The following is a 22,340-nucleotide window of genomic DNA, read 5'->3' on the forward strand; positions in this document are numbered from 1 at the left end:
ACCAAGCAGCATTTAAAGAAAAGCGTATTAAATTTCTTGAGAATCAACTCGCACAATTAAACAACGTTGCATGATTGTGTATAAGGTAGGTTAGAAAATGAAATGCCCAATCTAACAAAAAGTCAAAAAAATTATCGCCATGACGCAACCATTCATTAATTCAACCCATCTGTCAGTAAGTAAAAATTATTAATACCAGCCATGGAAATTTTTTTGATGTTGCTTGCGATTGTACTGGGTTTTTCCATCGTGGTAATCTCTGTGCCTCCAATTTTACGGGTGGCCCGGCAGAAACAGCTTTTTGATTCGGTGGATGAGCGAAAAATACATACCTCTTCAGTTCCTCCACTCGGCGGAGTAGCTATTTTTTTAGGCTTTGTCCTCAGCACAATAGTATCTACTGACGGTTATAGTTTCGATTCACTGAAATACATCATTGCATCAATTATCCTCATGTTTTTTATTGGTTTGAAAGATGATATGCTCGTAATTTCTGCACGAAACAAATTTGTGGTTCAGGTATTTGCTGCCGCGCTTCTCATAACTCTTGGAAATCTTCAAATAACCAGTTTGCATGGGATATTCGGTATTTACGGAATAAATCATATCTCGGGCATCATTTTTTCGTTGTTTATTATTTTAGCAATTGTTAATGCTTTTAATCTCATCGATGGAATTGACGGACTGGCTTCAGGGCTTGCCATACTTGCATCTTTTGTTTTTGGTGCCTGGTTTTTTATTGCCGGACATATACAGTTTGCAATCATGTCGCTGGCCCTGACCGGAAGTTTAGCCGGATTTTTTATATTCAACGTGTTTGGCCAGCGGAATAAACTATTTATGGGCGACACCGGTTCGCTTGTGATTGGATTGATAGTGTCAGTGCTGGTGATAAAATTCAATGAATTTAACCTGTTTAAAACATCAAACTATTACATTGCCAATTCTCCGGCTGTTTCTTTTGCGATTGTAATTGTGCCACTTGTCGATACTTTGAGGGTTATTACAATCAGGCTTTTAAATGGAAAATCACCTTTTGCCCCCGACCGAAATCATATTCATTACAGGTTGCTTGAACTTGTTCCCAGTCATTTCAGAGTTTCATTGATTTTGATCTCGACCAACACGTTTTTAATTGCCCTCGCGTTATTTTTTAATCATATTGATTTTAATGTTTCGCTGCAGTTTTTCGCTGTATTTGTGTTGGCGATTTTATTTTCATTTATCCCCTCATGGATTTTGAGATATAGAAATAAAAAAGCTGCCAAAAATAAGTTGTTGGCAAATAATCCTCTCTGAATTACTTGTTAATCTGATTTAGAATATTTTGTCCGGAATGGAATAAATAATAGAATTCCATTCACAATAAAAGCTGTAATAATCACTATATTACCAGCCAGCGGATCAACCACTACATTGATAATTTTTCCGGTTAGTGCTGCAAAACCACCGGCAAGAATGGCAGCGGTGAGTTGTGGTTTCACTACTTTCAGTTTCAGCAAACCGGCCAGCATGGGCACCACAAAAGCACCGGAGAAAAAGGTAAGTGCCAGCAGCAACGACTGCAAAATGGAGGTCACAAAAAGTGCAACTACAATGCTCACCCCGCCCAAAGCAACAATCAAAATCCGTGTTAATTTGAGGGAACTTCTTTTATCCGGATTGCCTGAAATCAGTTCACTTAAAATGAGCGATGAAGTGAGCAGCGTAGTATCGGCCGACGACATTACTGCCGAGAGCAGCGCCGCGAGAAACAACCCGTAAAACCAGCTGGGCAGCAATGTGTGTGCAAATGACAGAATTTCTTTTTCACCCGATTCACCGGAAAAAATTCCCAAATAAGTTAGCAAAAATGAAATGGGCAGCAAAATAAAAGCAACCGTCACAATACTGCGCGTGGCTGTTTTTTCATTTCTCGCGCAAAATACCCGCGAATAAATGTCGGGGCCCACCACAAAGGTGACTGAGTAGGTAAGCATCAGGATAATTAAATCGAGCACCGAAAACGATGCGTTGAAAAGCGAGCTGAAATGAAGGGTTTCAAAAGTTCCCGTTCCATTTTTTTGCAGCGAAACAAAGGTGAGCGCCGACAATCCGAACACAATCAAAACCGACTGCAGTGTGTCGGTTTTCAGGATGCTCATCTGGCCGCCAATCAGTGTGTACAAAATAAAAACAGCCCCGGAAATAATGGCCGCCTCGTTGTAGCTGATCACATCTAAGCCAGCAATGATTTTAGCCGCGGCAATAATCTGGGCAGCTACAATTCCCAACCACGCCACCGGAATTATCACCGCCGAAATGGTTTCGGCCCTTTTTCCGAAAAAATGGCCCAGCAGTTCGGGCAACGTGTATTTCCCAAAACGGCGCACATATTTTGCCAGCGGAGTCAGCACAAACAATCCGAGCGCGGCGCAAAACAAAAACCACAACGCCGGCCAGCCGGTTTGCTGGCTCAGTTCAATGGTCCCCAAAATGGCGGAACCTCCCAGGATGGTAGCGAGCAAACTTCCCGAAACCGGCAGCCATCCTGCATTTTGGCCTGCCACATAATAATCCGAAGGGCTTTTTATTTTGAAAGCCGAATAAACGCCAATCAGCAAAATGAGTATAAAATAGATGATAATGATGGTTACCGGCTGCATGTTATTTTCATTTTGAAGGAACAAATATCGAAATTTCTGCTGCAATATTGTATTTTAGCTAACGAATTGAAAATTTTTACCAATGAAACGAATCATTTTTCCCCTTGCTGCGATTATGCTAATTTTGGCCTCTTGTAAATCAAAAAATGAAATGGTGCCACCAGTTGCTGAAAAAAATCCAAAAGAACTGACTACTCATGGTCATACCCGCGTTGACAATTATTACTGGATGAACCAACGGGAAGATCCGAAAGTGATTGCACATCTCGAAGCGGAAAATGCCTACAAAGAGGCGGTGATGAAACATACCGAAACATTGCAGGACGAGTTGTTCGACGAAATAAAATCGAAAATCAAGCAGGAAGATGAATCGGTTCCGTACGAGAAGAACGGCTATTTTTACTACACCCGCACGGTGCCCGAAACTGAATATTATCTGGTTTGCCGCAAAAAAGGGGCGCTTGATGCCGAAGAGCAGGTAATGCTGGATGTGAACAAAATGGCAGAAGGCCACGAATATTTCCAATTGGGCGGTTCTTCGGTGAGTCCTGATAATAAGCTGCTGGCGTTTGGTGTGGATACGGTCAGCCGCCGCAAATACACCGTTCATTTTAAAAACCTGGAAACGGGTGAAATCCTGGAGGATGCCATTCCTTTGACTACAGGAGGCGCAGTGTGGGCCAACGATAACAAAACTGTTTATTACGTGTTGAAAGACGATGTGACGCTGCGTTCGGAACGAATAATGAAACACGTTTTGGGAACCCCGGTGGAAGAAGATGAGGAGGTTTTTTACGAAGACGATGAAACTTTTTCTACCTTCATTTACAAAACGAAATCAGAGCAATATTTGATAATCGGCAGCGAAAGCACGCTCACCTCGGAATACCGTTTCCTAAATGCCGACACGCCCGAAGGCGAATTCAAAATCATTCAGCCGCGCACCCGCGAACTGGAATATTCGGTTGATCATTTTGGCGATCATTTTTACATTCGCACCAACCTCGATGCGCTCAATTTCCGGTTGATGAAAACGCCAATCACAGCCACCGAAAAAGACAATTGGGAAGAAGTGATTCCACACCGCGAAGACGTGTATTTTTCTGATTTCGAGATTTTCCGCGATTATCTCGTGGTTTCCGAACGGAAAGAGGGGCTTACCGAACTGCGCGTAATGTTGTGGGAAGACGGAGATGAATATTACATTGAATTCGATGAAGAAGTGTACACCGTGCGCCCCAATGTGAACCTCGAATTCAATACCGATGTGTTGCGTTTCAGCTACACGTCGCTTACCACACCCAATTCCATTTTCGATTTCAACATGAAAACCAACGAGCGCGAACTGCTGAAAGAGGAAGGGATTCTGGGCGATTTCAATAAAAATGATTACGAAACTAAACGGATTTACGCCCCGGCCCGCGACGGGAAGAAAATCCCCATGTCGCTGGTTTATAAAAAAGGTGTGGAACCGGATGGCGAAAATCCGGCACTGATTTACGGATACGGTTCGTACGGTTACACCATCGATCCTACTTTCCGGCTCTCCATTTTGCCGCTGCTCGACCGCGGTTTTGTGTATGCCATTGCCCACATCCGTGGCGGGCAAATCAACGGGCGCGAATGGTACGAAGACGGTAAGCTGCTGAACAAAATGAACACCTTTACCGATTTTAACGACTGTGCCCAATACCTGATCAGTGAAAACTATACCAGCGAGGAGAAACTGTTTGCCAATGGCGGAAGTGCCGGCGGACTTTTGATGGGAGCCTGCATGAACCTGCAGCCTGAATTGTACAAAGGTGTAATTGCCAATGTGCCGTTTGTGGATGTGGTAACCACCATGCTCGACGAAACCATTCCGCTCACAACCAGCGAATACGACGAATGGGGAAATCCGAACAATGAAAAATACTACCATTACATGCTTTCCTACTCGCCCTACGACAATGTAGTAGCCAAAGATTACCCGGCGCTGCTGGTAACCACCGGTTTGCACGATTCGCAGGTGCAGTATTGGGAGCCGGCCAAATGGGTAGCCAAACTCCGTGAACTGAAAACTGACGATAATCCGCTGCTTTTCCACATCAACATGGACTACGGACACGGCGGCGCTTCGGGACGGTTTCAGTGGATAAGGGACACCGCACTGGAATACGCATTTATGTTTGATTTGCTGGAGATGGAATAGTTCCTCCAATTTTCTGTTAAAGAACATCCCCTTTCGAACTAAAAAATAATTAAATTTGCACATACCGTGTTCGTACACGGAAAATAATCTGAGGCAATAACAAATTAAATATAAATTATTATGAACAGGATTCTCTTTTTCTTTCTGGCAGTTTTAATTCTGAATGGGTGCAACAATGCACCGGAAGATGGCTGGACCGAACTTTTTAACGGTAAGGATTTAACCGGCTGGAAACAACTGAATGGTGAAGCAAAGTACGAAGCCGTTGACGGCATGATTGTGGGCACCACAGTGGCCAACACGCCCAATTCATTTCTATGTACCGAAGAAAATTATTCCGATTTTGTGCTGGAACTCGAAATGTTTCTCGAAGAAGATTTCAACTCAGGCATGCAATTCCGTAGTCAAAGTCTGCCTGATTATATGGATGGCCGTGTGCACGGCTACCAGTGCGAAGTAGATCCCTCTGACCGGGCCTGGAGCGCCGGAATATACGACGAAGCCCGTCGCGGCTGGCTCTACCCGGTTGAATTGAATCCGGATGCAAAATCTGCTTTTAAAGATGGCGAGTGGAACCACTACCGCATCGAGTGTATTGGGCCATCAATTAAAACCTGGCTCAACGGCGTGCCTGTTGCCCATCTTATCGATGACATGACTCCGGAAGGTTTTATCGCCCTGCAGGTGCATTCCATCGGAGGAGATGAATCCATGGCCGGAAGAAGCATCAAATGGAAGAACATCCGTATTAAAACGGAGGACCTCGAACCTTCGCCCAGCGAAGATATTTATGTGGTAAACCTTCTTGCAAATAATTTAAGCAAAGCCGAAAAAGAAAAAGGTTTTGAATTGCTATTCGACGGACAAACGGCCGAAAATTTTAAAAGTGTTGACGGCGACGAATTTCCTTCAGAAGGATGGCAGGTAAATGAAGGGGAGTTGGTTGTTCTTCCGGGAGGTGAGGGTGGTAGTATCATCACCAAAGAGGAATTCGGTCCTTTTGAACTGAAGTTCGATTTTATGTTTACCGAAGGTGCCAACAGCGGGATAAAATATGGTTTGGGGAATAACGGTCCTTCCATTGGTTTGGAGTACCAGATTCTGGACGATAAAAACCATCCCGATGCCAAAAATGGAATTGATGGAAACCGCACGCTCGCATCGCTTTATGATTTAATTCCTGCCAACAAACAAGGCCGTTTTGTAAAAGGGCCTGGCGAATGGAACCGCGGCCGCATTGTTTTGCATCCCGATGGAAGTGCGGAACACTGGCTGAATGGCAGAAAAGTGGTGGAATATACCAGAGGAAGTGAAGAATTTAACGAACTGGTAGCCGGAAGCAAATTTGCTGAACGAGAAGGTTTCGGAATGGCCGAAAAAGGGCCGATCCATATCCAGGATCACAACGATGAAGTGCATTTCAGGAGTATCAAAATAAGAGAATTATAAACCATGACGAACAGGAGAAATTTTTTAAAGGCAGCAGGAATTGGTCTGGCAGCTGCAACCATGCCCCAACTGGCAAGTGGCGCCAGTTCATCAACATCGGGCAGTAAAAACAAGTTTGATTTTCAACTGGGAGTTGCTTCCTATTCGCTGCGTAATTTTTCGCGCGAAGAAGCGCTGGGAATGACGGTTCGCTGCGGTGTGGATCGCATTTGCTTTAAAAGCATGCACCTGTCGCTCGATTCAGGTAAAGCCGAAATTGAAAAGGCAGTGGCCGATTGCAAAGAAAAAGGCGTGACCCTCTACGGCGGCGGAGTTATTTATATGAATAGCAAAGCAGAGGTGGATCAGGCATTTGAATACGCCAAAACAGCGGGCATGGAGTTGATTGTGGGGGTGCCACAACACGAACTGCTGGAGTATGTGGAAGAAAAAGTAAAGTCATACGACATCAAACTGGCCATTCATAATCATGGCCCGGGCGACGATTTGTATCCAAGTGCAGAAAGTGCCTACAATCTCATAAAAAACATGGATACAAGAATGGGCCTGTGCATCGATATCGGCCACACCAAACGCATCGATCGCGATCCGGAACAGGATGTGAAAGATTTTTTCGACCGCGTTCATGATATTCATATTAAAGATGTCACGGCAGCCAAAGCCGAAGGTACAACATGCATCGTTGGGCGGGGAGTAATTAATATTCCTTCGTTCCTCGAAACTATTGTAAAAATGGGCTACAAAGGCACAATTGCCCTCGAGTACGAAGCCGATGGAAATGATCCGCTTCCCGGTATGATGGAATCGTTTGGCTACACAAAAGGTGTGCTGGCAATGTTGTAATGGATTGTAAAGTATGATTATAAATTTTTATAAACTTCAATTTTTAGGTATTTTACATTCGTGTTTTGTAGTCAGATGAAATATAAAACTCACCCTGATAAGTCTGGCGACGTATCGTCCCTCTCTTCAAGAAGAGAGGGAGAAGAGGGAGAGTTAAAATCATAATCAAAGTTGAAAATTTTAAACCAAAAAAATATGAGTTCAAACAGAAGAGATTTTATACGAAAAGTAACAGCCGGTGCCGCAGGAGTTGCAGTGGGCGGTTCGGCAATGGGAATGTCGGCCAAAAGTTATGGCCGGATTATCGGGGCAAACGACAGGCTTCAGGTAGCAATTATGGGATTGGGCCGCAGGCTCGGCGCTTACTACGAACCGATTGCCAAAAAAGAGAGTAACGTGGAACTGGCTTACCTTTGCGATGTGATGAAAAGCCAGCGCGAACGGGCGGCACGCAATTTTGCCAAACATATCGATTATGAACCCAAACTGGAAAATGACATCCGGAAAATAATCGACGACCCAAAAGTTGATGCCATTTTTAACGCCACGCCCGACCACTGGCACACGCCCGGCTCGGTAATGGCCATTAAAGGTGGCAAGCATGTGTATGTTGAAAAACCATGCAGCCACAACATGTTCGAAAATGAAATTTTGGTGGAAGCCGGGAAAAAATACAACAAAGTGGTGCAGATGGGTAACCAGCAGCGTTCGTCGGGCCACACCAACGAAATTATAAATGAGATCCACAATGGCGTAATCGGCACGCCCTACAAAGCCGTTGCATTTTACACCAACCGCCGTGGAGAGGTTCCGGTTCAGAAAAGAGTTCCGGTGCCCAATGGTCTCGACTGGGAACTGTTTCAGGGACCGGCACCGCGCCGCGAATACACCGAGGAAACATGGGACTACAACTGGCACTGGTACGGCTGGGATTACGGAACCGCCGAAACCGGAAATAACGCCACACACGAGCTGGATGTAGCCCGCTGGGCTTTGCAGGTTGATTTTCCGCTGCATGTGGATGTGGAAGCCGCTAAACGCCATTTCATGAACGACGGCTGGGAAATGTACGACACCATGTACGCCACGTTTAAATTTGCCGGCGATAAAGTCATCAACTGGGACGGTAAAAGCCGCAATGCCTACGACACGTATGGCGGAGGCCGCGGAACAATTATTTACGGAAGCGAAGGGTCTGTTTTTGTGGACCGTGGAAAATACATTTTGTACGACCGCCAGGGCAAAAAAGTAAAAGACAGCGAATCGTCGTCCAACGAAGCAGGAACAGCACTTGGCGGTGGTGGCGACATGACCACAACCCACGTAATGAACTTCTTCGACGGAATACGTGGAAAGGCTAAGCTTACTGCGCCCATCGACGATGCCACCATCAGTATGGCCATGGTGCACTATTCCAACATTGCCTACCGCATTGGAAAAGGATTCGATATCGACGACCGCAACGGCCGCATGTTCGACCGCGATGCCATGAAACTGTGGACTCGCGAGTACGAACCCGGCTGGGAACCAATATTGTAAGATGTTTAACTCATACGAAAAATTCCCCGGTTGATTTCAGCCGGGGAATTTTTTTACTTCTTGCTTATTTACCAAAAGTTGTTTAGCTTTAACCCTGAACATCAACCGAAAACCGAGTGAACAAATCATTTCAAATAAAATTTCAAAATGAATTTTCCACTACTCCGGAAACAAGAATAAAAATTACTTCAAAAACCAATAAAATTCTAGCAAATGAAAAAAATAGTGACTGTAATTTTCTTGTCCATCCTGTCAATCGCAGTATTCGCTCAGCAAAACGAGGAAGAAATAATCAGGGATAATTTTAATAAATACAGAACTTTATCGCTTCAAAGCAACGGAGTAGAAGCTGTTAAGTATTTAGACAGCCGTTCAATAAAGTATTATGAAACGATACTGGAGCTTGTAAAAAATGCGGATTCATTAAAAGTAGAATCACTCACTTTGATGGGTAAGTTTATGGTTTTCAGTATCAGAAAAATGGTGCCGAAAGAAGATATCCTGAAATTCGACGGCAAAGCACTATTGGTTTATGCCATCGATAACGGGATGATTGACAACAGCAGTGCAAGGAATATTGGAATCGGGGAGGTAATAGTTGAAGACCAATTTGCCAAAGGCCAGCTGATTGTTAATGGAAACGTAACACCGCATTTTTTCCATTTTTATTTTGAAGAAGGTCAGTGGAAATTTGATATAACCTCTTTAATTCCGATTGGAATACCGTACTTCGAAAAAATAGTGGAAACATTAGGTGAAAAGGGAATTGCTACATTCATTCAAAATATGGACACCCTGAACTACCAAAACCAGGATATTTGGGAACCCGTTAATTGAATTTTTTTCAGCAGGCGACCTGCTCTTTTCATCAGCTAAAAGGAACGATGCCAGTTAACAAATCCGGATACCCGCTCCTTGTTTATTTAACAAAAGTTGGTTAGCTTTAACTCTGAATATCAACCGAAAACCGAGTGAAGAGATGCACGCCAGAATAGCTCAAAATGAATTTTACGTTCCCCACGGGAAACCAACAAAGAATGCAGGGTTTTTGCCCACACAAAGTCAGGATTTTAAAGACAATTCAAATGTGAATAGTTCCAACAACCGGTTGTGTGGTAAATTCGGAAAAGTAGGACAGTTAAAAAAGTTGTATTGCATTAAAAAATAGATAATTACATGGAATTTCAACAATATTATCCTACATATAATTACCAAGAAAGAGATATAGTTCTTGCTGAATTTGAGGAAGCACAGAAAATAGCAAACACTCAAAGTAAATTATATGGGCAATTAGCAAATTTTCTAATAGCATTTGTGACTGTCGGTATAACCTTGCTCTTAAAGACATCTGATAAGTCGACAAATCAAGCAATTGTTGTTGTTAAGGATAATGTGATATTCTTTGATGTTTTCCTTGGGATAATAGGTTTGGTAATCCTTCGATATTTTATTGAATTACAAAGAACAATAGTAATTAATAGTCGAAAAGTAATAACTCTTAGGCGTATGCTTGGATTAGATTATGGACATTTACAATTAACTATTCCTAATTGGAGAGTTGAAGGGGCAACAAATCCATTTGTAGTTAGGTTATTTCCTGGCTGGCTGAAATTTGGAAGTAGTCCATTTTGGATAATTGCCTTGACTTTAAATGTTTTTTGGTATTTCTCGTTGCCTTCAATAGAATATGATATAATCACAAAATATTGGTATGTAATTAATATTCTCATCACTGTTTTTTATGCTTTAGTATTTCGAATACAATTAAATGAGACTCATGAATCATTTTATCTTTCAATTGTGAAAAACGTTTCAAAACTACTTAGAATAAAATTGGTTAAGGACTTTGAATATGTACTGTATCGAGCAAAGCTCTCAGTGAATGAAAAGAATAGACTGAAATATAGAACGCATAACGTTGAAAAGGTTTTAATTGAAATTGAAGATTCTAGGTTTAACAAGCACAATGGAGTTGATTTGAAATCAATAGGACGCTCTATATTGAGTCTTTCCAAGAAATATCGCAAGAAAAAAGGATTTTTAAAAAGTGGAGGCTCAACAATTACGATGCAATTATGTAGAACCTTACTAATTCCATCAAATCAGAATCCAGTAAGGAGAAAAATAATTGAAATGCTTCTATCTATGTGGTATGAAAATCAATTTTCAAAGGCTGATATTATTGCTTTTTACTTAACATCTGTCAGATTTGAAAAAAGAATAAATGGGATTATTTTAGCCACAAAATACTTTTTCCCAGACAAAGAGGACAAAGCTTATTCTAATGAAGAAGCTTTTTTCTTGATTGAGAGACTTTCCAATATTTCCTCAACTTACAGAAAAGAGCGGATTAGAAACTTGTATAAACGGATTTCTGATTCCATTGAATTAAATTGGGAGATTATATTGAATATATATGACGAGCAAGAAAGGAATAGGAGAATAACGCAATACAATGTATATACAAAATAGATGATATAATCTTAATTTCAAGGGCTGTTGCCCGCTTAAAAATCGTAACGGTTTGATAAGTTTGAATCCCGCAATCGCCTACTTTGCATATACTCACCGTTAGCTAATTAAACATAGAAACTAAAAATTAATAAAATATCATTTCAAGATCTGGCTGAATATATTTTGAAATAAGTTAACAAACCTATGATTGCAAATAGAATTTATCAATTAGCTGTTGATTTCCCTCGCTGGTTCGGACTTGTAATCCGGATCTTTTAGAAACTGAAATTTATTGATTTGAAAAAAGGTGTTAAAGTCAAATTTCAAAGCTGGATTCTTCAAAAAGAATTACGAAAAAAATAAATGAATAAATTCCAAAATAAATACCGCATTTCCTCAGCCCGGCTGCAAAATTGGGATTACGGATGGAATGCACCTTATTTTGTAACCATTTGCACAAAAAACAGGGACCATTTTTTTTGGGAAATCCAGGATGGCAAAATGATATTTTCAGAAATTGGTGAAAAGGCCGATGAATTTTGGCTGGAAATACCTGAACATTTTTTAGATTACATCATCGATAACCCTGAAAATTGGCACAAGGATAAATTCAATAAAGATTAATTATGCTTTACAGAATTTCATTCCGGCTGGCTCCAAAAAAATGAAAGATTTTCAAACATGAGGAATAAATTTTTAATTTAGGGTTTGAATATTCCGGAAATGAAATTTTTTAACAGAAATAGACAATAAAACTATGAAGACGAAATTATCACTATTCCTACTGCTTTTAACAGGAATTCTTTTCCAAAGCAATGCCCAGCCATCCAAACAGCTGGTGCAGGTAATTGTAACACCCGACCGTGCCGACTGGACATACGAAAAAGGCGACCGCGCTGAGTTTGAAATCCAGGTACTGAAAAACAACGTGCCGCTTGACGGAGTGGAGGTAACTTACCGCATTCAGCCTGAGCAGATGAGCGCCTGGGACAAAGGACGGGTGACGCTGAAAAAAGGCAGTACTACATTAAAATCAAAGCGGTTCAGGGATGCCGGCTTTTTGCGCTGCCACGCTTCGGTGGAAGTGGACGGCAAAACGTATTCATCTTACGCCACAGCCGGGTTTTCACCTGAAGAAATTGAACCGACCACCACTTTGCCACCCGATTTTGAGCAGTTTTGGGAAGATGCCAAAGCTGAGCTCGCTGAAGTGCCCGTGAAGCCGGTTTTAACACTAATGCCCGAACGCTGCACCGACAAAGTGGACGTTTATCACGTAAGTATCGACAACATAAAAGGGAAAATTTACGGCATTCTGAGCAAACCCAAAGCCGAAGGAAATTACCCGGCCATTTTGCATGTTCCGGGTGCCGGCATCCGGCCGTATTACGGCGATCCGTGGAGTGCCGAAAAAGGGATTATCACCTTCCAAGTTGGGATTCACGGCATCCCCGTCAACCTCGACCAGGAAGTGTATGACAATTTAAGTTACGGCGCGCTCAATAATTACTGGGTGACCAATCTCGACGACAAAGACAACTACTATTACAAACGGGTGTACCTCGGCTGTGTGCGTGCGGTCGATTTTATCGAAACCCTCGACTGCTTTAACGGCGAAGATATTGCCGTAACCGGCGGCAGTCAGGGCGGCGCGCTTTCCATTGTAACTGCCGGTCTCGACGACCGCATTGATTACCTCGCGGCTTTCTATCCGGCGTTGTCCGATTTAACGGGTTACCTGAACGACCGCGCCGGCGGTTGGCCGTACATGTTCCGCGACGGGTTCACCAACAAACACGAAAAGGTGGAAACTTCGAAATATTTCGATGTGGTCAACTTCGCCCGTTTTGTTGAAGTGCCGGGTTGGTATAGCTGGGGCTACAACGACAATGTGTGTCCGCCTACCTCAACCTATTCCGCGTATAATGTTATAGAGGCTGAAAAAGAACTACACATTTTTCAGGAAACGCAACACTGGACTTTCCCGGAGCAACGGGAACAAAGAAATACCTGGCTTTTTGATAACCTGTTGAAATAAAACTTTAAATATCAATGAAACTAATCGCGATACCTTTTTTATTGCTGCTCATTTTTTCGTTGAACCTGCATGCGCAGGTAACCCTGCAAAAAGAGGAGGGGGGCTTGCTTTTTTTGGAAAACGGGGAGAAAATACTTTTTTACCAGTCTGCCCCGAAAAATTACAAAGGTGAATACGAACGCTGCAATTATATTCACCCGTTGTGGGGAATTGACGGAGCTGTTCTGACGGAAGATTTTCCAGTTGATCATCTGCATCATCGCGGCGTATTTTGGGCCTGGCACCAAGTGAAAATCGATGGAAAACGCATCGGCGACCCGTGGTTGCTCGAGAACTTTGAGCAGAATGTAACGGAGGTTGAATTTTTTCTGAAACCCGATGGGGCAGGCGTTTTAAAAACCAGGGTAGAGTGGAAATCAAACCTGTGGCTTAAACAGGGGAAAAAAGCGCCCTATCTGCAGGAAAGCTCAAAAATTACAATTCACCCCGAAGAACGAAACTACCGCCGAATCGATTTTGAAATCAGCTTGCTTGCGCTGGCAGAAAATCTGGAAATTGGCGGCTCCGAAGATGAAAAAGGGTACAGTGGTTTTTCGGTGCGATTAAAATTGCCCGAAGATGTTGAGTTCACCGGACCTGAAGGTGAAGTAGAGCCGCAAACAACTGCGGTGGAATCGGAAGGATTTATCAATATTTTGGGAAGTATGGGCACCGGAGGTAAAAATGCCGGGGTGGTGATTGTCGATCATCCCGAAAATCCCGGTTATCCGCAACCCTGGATTTTACGCAGCCAAAACAGCATGCAAAATGCTGCTTATCCTGGCAATAAAACAATTCCGGTGTCAACCACCGAACCACTGGTTTTGAAATATTCGTTGATTGTTTATTCGCGCCGTATGAACGAACGAAAAATCAAACGGATTATGGAAGATGTTTTTATGGATAATTGAACCGGGCAGCATGAGAATTTTAATCGTTTTTTAGATAATTGAACCGGTATTCATCATGCATGTACAACAAAACATTTTGAGTGAGACCATGAAGGTTCAAACAATATTTTCAATTTTTATTTCCGGCATTTCATTCAAACCCTGCATGGCGTTTATTAAGCCTGCTTTTTCAAAGCGGGGTATATCATCAGGGGTAATTCGACACACTTTGATTTTGCCTTCTTCAATGAGTTGGGCGCGCCGCGTTCCGCGGAGCAGCGGCGTGTCGGGTGTCCACCATTCTTTGCCATCAAAAAAAACAATATTGGCTACATAGCTTTCGGTGATGCAGCCGTTTTTTACAATTAATATGTCGTCGCAATTTCCCCGTTTTTCAAAAAGTTCGTTGAGCTTTTTTCTGTCAGTAAATTTATAGCGATAATCGATAGTGCAGTCTTCCATTAGTTTCAGACTTTCCACTTTCCGGTATTCATACGGATGAAATTCAATTTTTTCAATATCGGAAGCGTAAATCACTCTGCACCGGAAAAGCCCGGTTTGATATTTTTCCGGCACTTTTATCTCTTCAATAAGGTTTAATTCGAAATTTTCCCCGAAAAGTTCTTTCCGTGCAAGATTAAAACGAGCCTGGTGGTAACGAAGATTTTCCAGCTTTCCGTTTTTGCATTTTATGGTTTCAACCAACTGGCACATACACTTTTTTTAGCAGTTCTTCATACTCGGTTTGGGCATCACTCATAAATGTGATTCCGCCGCCGCTTTTGTAAATCAACTGTCCCTTTTGGTTCTCAATAAAACGGATCAGTACACAACTGTCGAGGTTGGTACCGTCGAAAACACCAAAAATACCGGTGTAGTAACCTCTTTCGTAATTTTCGGCTGACCGGATAATTTCCACTGTTTTTGGTTTGGGCGCCCCAGAAACGGAACCGGGCGGAAGCATCTGAAAAATGATATCTCCGATTTTTTCCGGATAATCTTCAGGTAAAAAGCCTGTGATTTCTGAACTCACCTGCCACAAATCTTTCTGATTGGTTTTGATGCGTTCGAGGTATCGGAACTTTTCAACCGTCACATTTTCGGCCACCAGACTTAAATCGTTGCGGATTAAATCCACAATCGTGTTGTGTTCGGCCAGTTCTTTCGAGTCGGCCAGAATCAATCCTTCCGCATTCTCGGTTTCTGCATCGATGGTGCCTTTCATGGGGAATGATGAAATTTTGCCCTTGTTGATTTTCACAAACGATTCCGGCGAAAAACAGACAAACCGGTTTTTCAGCAGTACTTTGTAGGGTGCCGAACTGATGTGGAAAATTTCTTCGATTGACAAATTACAATCCACTTGCGTGGGTCGGGTGTAATTCAGTAAATAGGTGTCGCCATTATGAATATGATGCTGAACAAGGTCGAATCCTTTTTTGTAAGTTTCAAATGAAACAGGTTGCGTTGACCATCTTTCCAGTTTGGGAGTTTTTTCATTTTCAGGCAGTTTGTTGAAAAGGGGAGTTTGCCAAAAGATATTTTCCTCCGTTTTTTCAGATGTGAAAATTTGCGGATACTTTGCTTCAAAATCAATTAAAAAAGCAAACGGAATTCCCCGGCTGCCGCGCCGGTTCATTTCACCTTGTATTATTTCTGCTTTTTTCATGATCTCGGGCAAAGGTAAAATTTTTGTATGGAAACCGTCCAGCGGCTAAGGTCCGCTTGACGGGTAGCGGTAGAATTCGTCCAGCGGTTTGATCCGCTTGACGGATAATTGAAAAAGACATTGTTTGTTTCATCAGTTTTATTATCCGCCGAGCCGACTGTAGCGGCTTGGCGGGGGTAATGCTTTTTCCTTGAATTCCGCCACTGAAAAAGAAGCAAACACTAAAAAAATGGTTATAAAAATGTATCTTTGTAAAAATACGCGTAAAAACTATGGCTACAGTTATTATTGATACACAAACGGATGAGGCAAAAAAGATGCTCGAGTTTTTGAAAACAGCACGATATGCCAGAGTTGTTGAGGAAAAAATTCCCAATGAGGAAACATTGGCAGCCATCAATGAAGTAGAAGAGGGGAAAGTCAAATCGTATTCATCAGCAAAAGAATTGATGTCGGAGCTTAAAAAAAAAGCTGATGTACAAAATAAAAACAACCAACAGGTTTGAGAAAGATTTCGTAAAATGCGTGAAACGAAATCTTAATCCTGATGATTTAGGCGAAGTTCTCGAACTGCTTGAAAATAAAGGGAAATTACCCCGGCGTTTCAAATCACATACACTCTCAGGAAAATATAAAGGTTTTTGGGAATGCCACATTAAACCAGATTGGTTGCTAATCTGGAGGCAGAATGATTTAACAAAAGTAATTGAGTTAACAAGAACGGGAACTCATTCCGATCTTTTTAAGTGATATTTTTGAATCGCTTGAAATTGTGGACAAATCATCTTTAATTACCGCCATTATTTCTATTTTTGAGTGAAAATTTATTTGAATGGATATTGCAAAGAACCTGGAAAAGTTAAGATCTGATTTGCCGGAAGGAGTGAAACTAATTGCTGTTTCAAAAACAAAACCCAATGATGCCATTTTAGAGGCCTACCAAACCGGGCACCGGATGTTTGGCGAAAACAAAGCGCAGGAGCTCATTCGCAAACAGCCTGAATTGCCTGCTGACATTGAGTGGCATTTCATAGGGCATCTGCAGTCGAACAAAGCAAAATATATCGCACCCTTTGTGAGCATGGTTCACAGCATCGACTCATTCAAAATACTGAAAATAGTAAATAAAGAGGCCCGCAAAAACGACCGGGTAATTCCGTGTTTACTGCAGTTTCATATTGCCGAGGAAGAATCGAAATACGGGCTGACCGAAGCCGATGCCCGTGAAATTTTGGAATCGGAAGCTTACAAAAACATGCAAAATATTTCCGTTGCCGGCGTAATGGGAATGGCCACTTTTACCGATGATTCGGAAAAAGTCAGAAAAGAATTCAAAAAGTTGAAATCGATTTTCAATGAATTGAAAAAAAACTATTTCGCGGAACAACCTGAATTCAAAGAAATTTCGATGGGAATGTCGGACGACTATCCACTGGCAGTGGAAGAGGGGGGCACTATCGTTCGCGTAGGCAGTAAAATATTTGGAGCAAGGAATTACGGATAATAAGATTGATAATCTGATTAAATTTTAGAATAATGACAAAACTGCAAACAAAATACTTGGGGTTAAACCTGAAAAATCCGCTTGTGGCAGCAAGTTCGGGTATCACCAATTCGGTAGAAAAAATAAAAAAACTGGAGGAGGCCGGAATTGGGGCAGTGATTTTAAAATCGGTGTTCGAAGAGCAAATCAACAACGAAGTAACCAGCATGTTACTGCAGGATTCGCATAACGCCAGCTATCCCGAAGCAGAGGACTACATTAAACATTACATGCGCGACAATACTTTAACAAAACACATTCGCCTGATTGAAGAAGCCAAAAAAGCCGTTGACATCCCGATAATTGCCAGTGTAAACTGTGTTTCGGCCAGTGAATGGACCACTTTTGCCAAAGATTTTCAGGAGGCAGGTGCCGATGCGCTGGAACTGAATATTTTTTATGTTCCGGTTGATCGCCACGAAGAACCGGGAGCAATCGAACGCCTTTATCTCGATGTGCTGCAAAAAGTGAGAAAAGAGGTTTCCATTCCTGTTTCAGTGAAAATAGGGCTTTACCACAGCAACATTATTGGTATGGTTGACAGGCTGAAAGCCGGTGGCGCCAAAGGTGTGGTCATGTTTAACCGTTTTTACGAACCCGATATCGACCTCGATAAATTGGAACTCACTTCTTCTGAAGTTTTCAGTTCGCCGGTGGAAATCCGCCATACGCTGCGCTGGGTAGGGTTGGTTACTTCCCAGGTTCCCGAAATTGATATTGCAGCCTCAACCGGAATTCACGATGGCAAATCGGTGATTAAACAAATTTTGGCTGGTGCCAAAGTGGCCCAGTTGTGTTCAACATTGTATGTTAACGGAAATGAGGTAATTCCTTCCATGATTTCGGAGTTAACAGCTTTCATGAAAAAATGGAATTTTTTACGTCCCGAGGATTTCCGCGGACGACTCTCTTACAAAAATATTCCTGACCCAATGGTTTACGAGCGGTCGCAGTTTATGAAATACTTCTCCAACAAGGGAAAATAAATTTATGAGACAACGAAAACTGCTTTTTTCTGCAGCAGTTGGAATTTTACTTTTAATTGCCGGTTTTGTCCATGCCCAGCCGGAGCAAACCTCCCGAATCGATAATTCAGGTGCCGACACAGTTTTTTATTGTAACGGTCTGGTTCCGGTTGCTCCCGGTATTACAATCGAAAATATAGATTTTGAAAATTCTTCGGACGGGATTAAGATATCGATTACGAATTATAAGCAAGGCGAAGATCGGCTTTTTTATTCCGAGACGGAATTAACACAAAACTGGGATCCCATTTACGGGAATCTGGAGCTGACAGGCGCAGGAACAGCCGAAGAATACGAAGCAGCTGTTCAACAGGTTTATTATGAATATTTATCAAATAACCCAACCCCTGAACCCCGCTCCTTTTCAATCAGTCTGCTCGATGCAGACTATTTGCCGCATACTGAACATTTTTACCTTTATATTGAGGAAAAAGGAATACCCTGGACCGAAGCGAGGGATTCAGCCGCCAACATGGATTATTACGGATTGCAAGGTTATCTCGCCACCATTACTTCTTCAATAGAAAATGAGTTCATCTGGACGAAAATTGATGGAGTCGTTGGTTGGATCGGTGCATCCGATGAAGAGCAGGAAGGAACCTGGAAATGGGTAACCGGCCCCGAATTGGATTCGGTGTTTTGGCAGGGGAATTACAATGGCTATCGGGTAAATGGTGCATATTCCTACTGGAACAATGGCGAACCCAATAATTCAAATGATGAAGATTATGCACATATAAATGATGATGATATTGGTAAAAAATCATGGAACGATTTGCCCAATGAAGGAGGATCCGGAAATTACTATCCTCAGGGTTTTGTGGTTGAATTTGGAGGAATGAATGGCGATCCGGATGTGCAACTGTCGGCCTCTGCCGTGGTAGCCTGGAACCCGAAACCGGTTGTGGAAGTCAATGATTTCAGTAAATTGATGTGTGGCGAAAACACGCAGCAACTACAATTGCAAATTCCCCCAAATGTTTCCACTGTTTTGCGCCCCATCAGTACCGGGGCAAATGTTGACGATGAATCGTCGCCGGAACCAGTCATTCAATTTCCACCCGGGGAATACGGAACTTATGGTTTTAGACTTGAAGTTATTGACGAATACGACTGTTCCCGGTTTGACACTCTTGAAGTGAGCTACCAGCATCAACCAACTGCTGATTTTTATTTGGATGAAGAAGAGTGTAAAGGCTACAACCTGCAACTTGATTTTGAAGGCGAAGTCTTGAATGATGCGCAATTCTCCTGGTATTCAAACGATACGGTTTTTCATTCGGGGTTAAATGAATCCATGGAAATACCGCTTGGTTATGGAGAGCCGGGCCGTTCTGTTGGCCTCAAGGTGAATGAAAATGGTTGCGTAGATTCCACGAGAATTGAAGTAACTGTTACCCCTGTGATCGATTTCAGCGCAGAAACTCCCGATGGATGTAACCCTTTGGAAAACAGGATTTTGTCTGATTCTTCTGAACCCATCGAAGAATATTTTTGGGATTTGGGTGACGGTACTACTACAGAAGAGAAAGAGCCAACGCATTCTTTTGAAAATACCGGAACAACCGATAAAAAGTTCGATGTTTCCTTGAGAGTTGTTTCTGCCGAAGGTTGCGAAAATAAAGGAATCAAAAAGGATTTTATTACCGTTCACCCTATTCCAGCCATCGATTTCGATTTTGAAGAAGACCTCTGTTACTCTGAAACTGCTGCAGTTAATTATGTCGGATCCGCCGGAGAAAAAGATGACTTTCAGTGGGATTTGTCTGATTTTGAATCCGGAGAAATTGTTGAAGATCCGGGAAAATCACCGGGGCCTTTGCGTTTCAATTTATTAAACCGACCCACGGCCAGTGTCGGGCTAAAAGTTATTTCCGAATTTGGCTGCGAAACGGAAGAAATTATAAAAACATACAAACGAAAACCACTTTTTGAGGTTTCCGGAGAGCCCATCGAGGGCTGCCCGCCACTTGATGCCGAAATGGAAATCAGCACCACCGACCTGGTTGATGAGGTGAATTACAGCTGGAACCTGGGGAATGGTATTCAGTCTGAAGGCAACTCGTTTTCCCGTTCTTTTTCGGAGAGCGATAAAAATTACGATGTGAAAATAACAGCTGTTTCTTCGCTGACCGGCTGTGACGACACCCTTCTTCTGCCCGGAAAAATTGTTGTTCATCCCGTACCGGAGGCTGATTTCAATGCAAATCCTTCCAGCGTGTTAATCAGCAACCCGGTTATTCAGTTTGAAAATCAAACCACCGGGGCAACAGAATATAGTTGGAATTTTGGCGATGAATCTGCTGATTCAGATGAGGAAAACCCGGTGCACCGTTTTGATGAAATGGACAGGTATCATGTTGCATTGCGCGCTTTCAATGATTTTGGCTGTTCTGATTCTGCATTTACTGATGTTTCTGTTACCTTCGATAAAGTTTTTCCGCCAAACGCTTTTTCACCCAATGCAGCCAAAGTTGAAGACAGGGAATTCCGTATTCATTCAGAAGGAATAGTTAACGAAGGTTATAAATTGTTAATTTTTAACCGTTGGGGGGAGGTTATTTTTGAATCGAACAGCCAGGAAAATGGATGGGACGGCACGATGAAAAACGGCGACTTTGCACCGGCCGGCGTTTATTCATGGGTGATTGAGTACTACGATTTTTTGGGAGAAAAACATGCCCAGCAGGGAACCGTGACTTTAATTTTTTGAAACAGGCCATAACAATTTCATTTCGCTTATCGTAGAAATGATTGCTATGGAAAAAAAGATAAGATATCGAAACGAGTATGAAGAACATCCGCCCTACAAGGTGTACTTTCACAGAAAAACCAGGTATCATTTTGCTAATGAGCGCTTTGTGGTGCCATGGCAAATGGAACATAGCCAAAGAGAAGAAGTGGAATCAGAATAGTTCACTTCTGTTTTTACGGGTGGTTTCGTAAACAGGCAAACCGAAATGGTTTCCTGAATAAAGTTTTCATGTCAGAAAATCACATTAAATCGCCGGAATAATGAGTTTGTCCCTGATGGGGATTTCACTTTTTTGGCCTAAAAAGAAAGAGACTGAAATTTCGTGCGAACCGTAACTGTAGTTCGACATTTTTGAAAGTGTAAGGTCGAAACTGTAGCCAAGCTGAAATTTCTCCTTTGCAAAACCAGCCATCAAAATAAATGCATCGGGGCGCGGATTAAAATTATTTCGGAACCAGGTGCCAAAAAGAAATGATTTTTCAATCATATAAATTCCCAGGTTAAGTTGTTTAAAGCTGCCTTGTTGCTGGTATAATATATTTGGCGAGAGGGTAAAAATTCGCGACAGCAACCCGTGGTGCCAGCGGTGCATTCGCGCTCCGGCATTTAATGTCCATTTTACCGGCAGTGTTCCTTTTTGGTCGCCTTCAATTATTGATTCGTTGGGACCGTTGAGATGATGTGCACTGGCACCCCAGAAAAACTCGCCGTGCTGCCCCACAGCTCCCGCTGCAAAATCGGGGTATAACTTTGATTCATCAGAATACCTGGCCGCAACAAGCTCAGAAATTTCTCCGCTTAGCTGGTCGATTCCCGAAGGAAAAACCAGGTTTTGAATGTTGAACTGTTTCAGGGTTATTCCTCCCTGTAATCCCAGGGTCATAAAACTTTCATCATCCAGTTTTAAATGGTACGAATACGAAAATGAGCCGGAATGGCTGTTTATAACGTTATTCAGTTCCTGGTCGCGGGTGATTTGAAAACCAAATCCCGCATTCTTTTTTTTGATAAGTTGATCGTATGAAACAGAATAGGTAGTGTATGTTGCCCCTTTTTGAGGCCACTGGTTTCGGTAGTTTAAAACCATGCGGGGCAGTTCGGTTGTTCCGGCATAAGCAGGATTGAGATGAAGCGGATTGGCAAAAAATTGTGAATAGCCGGCATCTTGTGCCCACAGAATGCTGGGAAGGAAAATTAAGGTACCGACAAATAGAATTTGTTTTAAGAAGACGCTTCGATAATTCACACAGGCAAAGTAAA

At 42.5% G+C, this 22,340-nt stretch carries 20 protein-coding genes; 16 read left to right on the forward strand and 4 right to left on the reverse strand.

Annotation, left to right across the window (positions count from 1 at the left end; all coding sequences use genetic code 11):
• Window positions 1-201: 201 nt before the first annotated feature.
• Window positions 202-1,299: an MraY family glycosyltransferase gene (locus BUC07_RS07945; protein WP_083578164.1), complete on the forward strand. Its 1,098-nt coding sequence runs from the start codon at window positions 202-204 to the stop codon at window positions 1,297-1,299.
• Window positions 1,300-1,307: 8 nt separating this feature from the next.
• Here BUC07_RS07945 and BUC07_RS07950 read toward each other — a convergent pair whose 3' ends face one another.
• A complete protein-coding gene (locus BUC07_RS07950) occupies window positions 1,308-2,645 on the reverse strand; it encodes a sodium:solute symporter family protein (RefSeq protein WP_073168380.1) in 1,338 nt (445 codons plus the stop codon).
• An 82-nt stretch (window positions 2,646-2,727) separates the two neighbouring features.
• Between BUC07_RS07950 and BUC07_RS07955 the strand changes: the two genes are divergently transcribed.
• The 9 genes from BUC07_RS07955 to BUC07_RS08000 all read left to right on the forward strand — a co-directional run bounded on the left by BUC07_RS07955 (window position 2,728) and on the right by BUC07_RS08000 (window position 14,109).
• Window positions 2,728-4,836, forward strand: a complete 2,109-nt coding sequence (locus tag BUC07_RS07955; protein WP_073168186.1) for a S9 family peptidase — start codon at window positions 2,728-2,730, stop codon at window positions 4,834-4,836.
• Window positions 4,837-4,956: 120 nt separating this feature from the next.
• On the forward strand, window positions 4,957-6,285 hold the full coding sequence (locus tag BUC07_RS07960) for a 3-keto-disaccharide hydrolase (RefSeq protein ID WP_073168188.1): 1,329 nt from the start codon (window positions 4,957-4,959) through the stop codon (window positions 6,283-6,285).
• Between the two features lie 3 nt (window positions 6,286-6,288).
• A complete protein-coding gene (locus BUC07_RS07965) occupies window positions 6,289-7,128 on the forward strand; it encodes a sugar phosphate isomerase/epimerase family protein (RefSeq protein ID WP_073168190.1) in 840 nt (279 codons plus the stop codon).
• A gap of 195 nt (window positions 7,129-7,323) precedes the next feature.
• Window positions 7,324-8,667: a Gfo/Idh/MocA family protein gene (locus BUC07_RS07970; RefSeq protein ID WP_073168192.1), complete on the forward strand. Its 1,344-nt coding sequence runs from the start codon at window positions 7,324-7,326 to the stop codon at window positions 8,665-8,667.
• Between the two features lie 213 nt (window positions 8,668-8,880).
• Window positions 8,881-9,504 carry a hypothetical protein gene (locus tag BUC07_RS07975; protein WP_073168194.1) on the forward strand — a complete coding sequence of 208 codons (624 nt, stop codon included), beginning with the start codon at window positions 8,881-8,883 and terminating at the stop codon, window positions 9,502-9,504.
• Window positions 9,505-9,843: 339 nt separating this feature from the next.
• Complete coding sequence (locus tag BUC07_RS07985) at window positions 9,844-11,139, forward strand: biosynthetic peptidoglycan transglycosylase (RefSeq protein ID WP_073168197.1); 1,296 nt, start codon at window positions 9,844-9,846, stop codon at window positions 11,137-11,139.
• A 345-nt stretch (window positions 11,140-11,484) separates the two neighbouring features.
• Window positions 11,485-11,745, forward strand: a complete 261-nt coding sequence (locus BUC07_RS07990) for a hypothetical protein (protein ID WP_073168199.1) — start codon at window positions 11,485-11,487, stop codon at window positions 11,743-11,745.
• 133 nt (window positions 11,746-11,878) lie between these two features.
• Window positions 11,879-13,159 (forward strand): acetylxylan esterase, encoded by a 1,281-nt coding sequence (locus BUC07_RS07995; RefSeq protein ID WP_073168201.1) that lies wholly within the window; start codon window positions 11,879-11,881, stop codon window positions 13,157-13,159.
• Window positions 13,160-13,173: 14 nt separating this feature from the next.
• Window positions 13,174-14,109, forward strand: coding sequence for a DUF6807 family protein (locus BUC07_RS08000; RefSeq protein ID WP_073168202.1), 936 nt, complete (start codon window positions 13,174-13,176; stop codon window positions 14,107-14,109).
• A 96-nt stretch (window positions 14,110-14,205) separates the two neighbouring features.
• Here the strand turns inward: BUC07_RS08000 and BUC07_RS08005 are convergent, their stop codons facing one another.
• A complete protein-coding gene (locus BUC07_RS08005; protein ID WP_073168204.1) occupies window positions 14,206-14,802 on the reverse strand; it encodes an aminotransferase class IV family protein in 597 nt (198 codons plus the stop codon).
• Window positions 14,786-15,757: an aminodeoxychorismate synthase component I gene (locus BUC07_RS08010; protein ID WP_217652663.1), complete on the reverse strand. Its 972-nt coding sequence runs from the start codon at window positions 15,755-15,757 to the stop codon at window positions 14,786-14,788. Before BUC07_RS08010 ends, BUC07_RS08005 begins: the two co-directional genes overlap by 17 nt.
• A gap of 272 nt (window positions 15,758-16,029) precedes the next feature.
• On the opposite strand from BUC07_RS08010, the gene BUC07_RS08015 reads away from it, so the two are divergent.
• From BUC07_RS08015 to BUC07_RS20900, 6 genes are all read left to right on the forward strand, one after another.
• Window positions 16,030-16,263, forward strand: a complete 234-nt coding sequence (locus BUC07_RS08015) for a hypothetical protein (protein ID WP_073168206.1) — start codon at window positions 16,030-16,032, stop codon at window positions 16,261-16,263.
• Entirely contained in the window at window positions 16,232-16,507 is a 276-nt protein-coding gene (locus BUC07_RS08020) for a type II toxin-antitoxin system YafQ family toxin (protein WP_175552494.1), read from the forward strand. Before BUC07_RS08015 ends, BUC07_RS08020 begins: the two co-directional genes overlap by 32 nt.
• Before the next feature lie 82 nt (window positions 16,508-16,589).
• Window positions 16,590-17,261 carry a YggS family pyridoxal phosphate-dependent enzyme gene (locus BUC07_RS08025; RefSeq protein WP_073168209.1) on the forward strand — a complete coding sequence of 224 codons (672 nt, stop codon included), beginning with the start codon at window positions 16,590-16,592 and terminating at the stop codon, window positions 17,259-17,261.
• 32 nt (window positions 17,262-17,293) lie between these two features.
• A complete protein-coding gene (locus tag BUC07_RS08030) occupies window positions 17,294-18,286 on the forward strand; it encodes a dihydroorotate dehydrogenase-like protein (RefSeq protein WP_073168211.1) in 993 nt (330 codons plus the stop codon).
• Between the two features lie 4 nt (window positions 18,287-18,290).
• Window positions 18,291-21,038 (forward strand): PKD domain-containing protein, encoded by a 2,748-nt coding sequence (locus tag BUC07_RS08035; RefSeq protein WP_073168213.1) that lies wholly within the window; start codon window positions 18,291-18,293, stop codon window positions 21,036-21,038.
• A 77-nt stretch (window positions 21,039-21,115) separates the two neighbouring features.
• Entirely contained in the window at window positions 21,116-21,271 is a 156-nt protein-coding gene (locus BUC07_RS20900) for a hypothetical protein (RefSeq protein WP_175552495.1), read from the forward strand.
• Between the two features lie 53 nt (window positions 21,272-21,324).
• Here BUC07_RS20900 and BUC07_RS08040 read toward each other — a convergent pair whose 3' ends face one another.
• Window positions 21,325-22,326: a PorP/SprF family type IX secretion system membrane protein gene (locus BUC07_RS08040; protein ID WP_175552496.1), complete on the reverse strand. Its 1,002-nt coding sequence runs from the start codon at window positions 22,324-22,326 to the stop codon at window positions 21,325-21,327.
• Window positions 22,327-22,340 lie beyond the last annotated feature (14 nt).

The sequence above is a fragment of the Tangfeifania diversioriginum genome (assembly GCF_900141875.1).
Lineage (GTDB): Bacteria > Bacteroidota > Bacteroidia > Bacteroidales > Prolixibacteraceae > Tangfeifania > Tangfeifania diversioriginum.

Bases quoted from the DNA above. Each gene is read 5' to 3' on its own strand.
- BUC07_RS07945 (WP_083578164.1), top strand. From the start codon at position 202: ATGGAAATTTTTTTGATGTTGCTTGCGATTGTACTGGGTTTTTCCATC.
- BUC07_RS07950 (WP_073168380.1), bottom strand. From the start codon at position 2,645: ATGCAGCCGGTAACCATCATTATCATCTATTTTATACTCATTTTGCTG.
- BUC07_RS07955 (WP_073168186.1), top strand. From the start codon at position 2,728: ATGAAACGAATCATTTTTCCCCTTGCTGCGATTATGCTAATTTTGGCC.
- BUC07_RS07960 (WP_073168188.1), top strand. From the start codon at position 4,957: ATGAACAGGATTCTCTTTTTCTTTCTGGCAGTTTTAATTCTGAATGGG.
- BUC07_RS07965 (WP_073168190.1), top strand. From the start codon at position 6,289: ATGACGAACAGGAGAAATTTTTTAAAGGCAGCAGGAATTGGTCTGGCA.
- BUC07_RS07970 (WP_073168192.1), top strand. From the start codon at position 7,324: ATGAGTTCAAACAGAAGAGATTTTATACGAAAAGTAACAGCCGGTGCC.
- BUC07_RS07975 (WP_073168194.1), top strand. From the start codon at position 8,881: ATGAAAAAAATAGTGACTGTAATTTTCTTGTCCATCCTGTCAATCGCA.
- BUC07_RS07985 (WP_073168197.1), top strand. From the start codon at position 9,844: ATGGAATTTCAACAATATTATCCTACATATAATTACCAAGAAAGAGAT.
- BUC07_RS07990 (WP_073168199.1), top strand. From the start codon at position 11,485: ATGAATAAATTCCAAAATAAATACCGCATTTCCTCAGCCCGGCTGCAA.
- BUC07_RS07995 (WP_073168201.1), top strand. From the start codon at position 11,879: ATGAAGACGAAATTATCACTATTCCTACTGCTTTTAACAGGAATTCTT.
- BUC07_RS08000 (WP_073168202.1), top strand. From the start codon at position 13,174: ATGAAACTAATCGCGATACCTTTTTTATTGCTGCTCATTTTTTCGTTG.
- BUC07_RS08005 (WP_073168204.1), bottom strand. From the start codon at position 14,802: ATGTGCCAGTTGGTTGAAACCATAAAATGCAAAAACGGAAAGCTGGAA.
- BUC07_RS08010 (WP_217652663.1), bottom strand. From the start codon at position 15,757: ATGAAAAAAGCAGAAATAATACAAGGTGAAATGAACCGGCGCGGCAGC.
- BUC07_RS08015 (WP_073168206.1), top strand. From the start codon at position 16,030: ATGGCTACAGTTATTATTGATACACAAACGGATGAGGCAAAAAAGATG.
- BUC07_RS08020 (WP_175552494.1), top strand. From the start codon at position 16,232: ATGTACAAAATAAAAACAACCAACAGGTTTGAGAAAGATTTCGTAAAA.
- BUC07_RS08025 (WP_073168209.1), top strand. From the start codon at position 16,590: ATGGATATTGCAAAGAACCTGGAAAAGTTAAGATCTGATTTGCCGGAA.
- BUC07_RS08030 (WP_073168211.1), top strand. From the start codon at position 17,294: ATGACAAAACTGCAAACAAAATACTTGGGGTTAAACCTGAAAAATCCG.
- BUC07_RS08035 (WP_073168213.1), top strand. From the start codon at position 18,291: ATGAGACAACGAAAACTGCTTTTTTCTGCAGCAGTTGGAATTTTACTT.
- BUC07_RS20900 (WP_175552495.1), top strand. From the start codon at position 21,116: ATGAAGAACATCCGCCCTACAAGGTGTACTTTCACAGAAAAACCAGGT.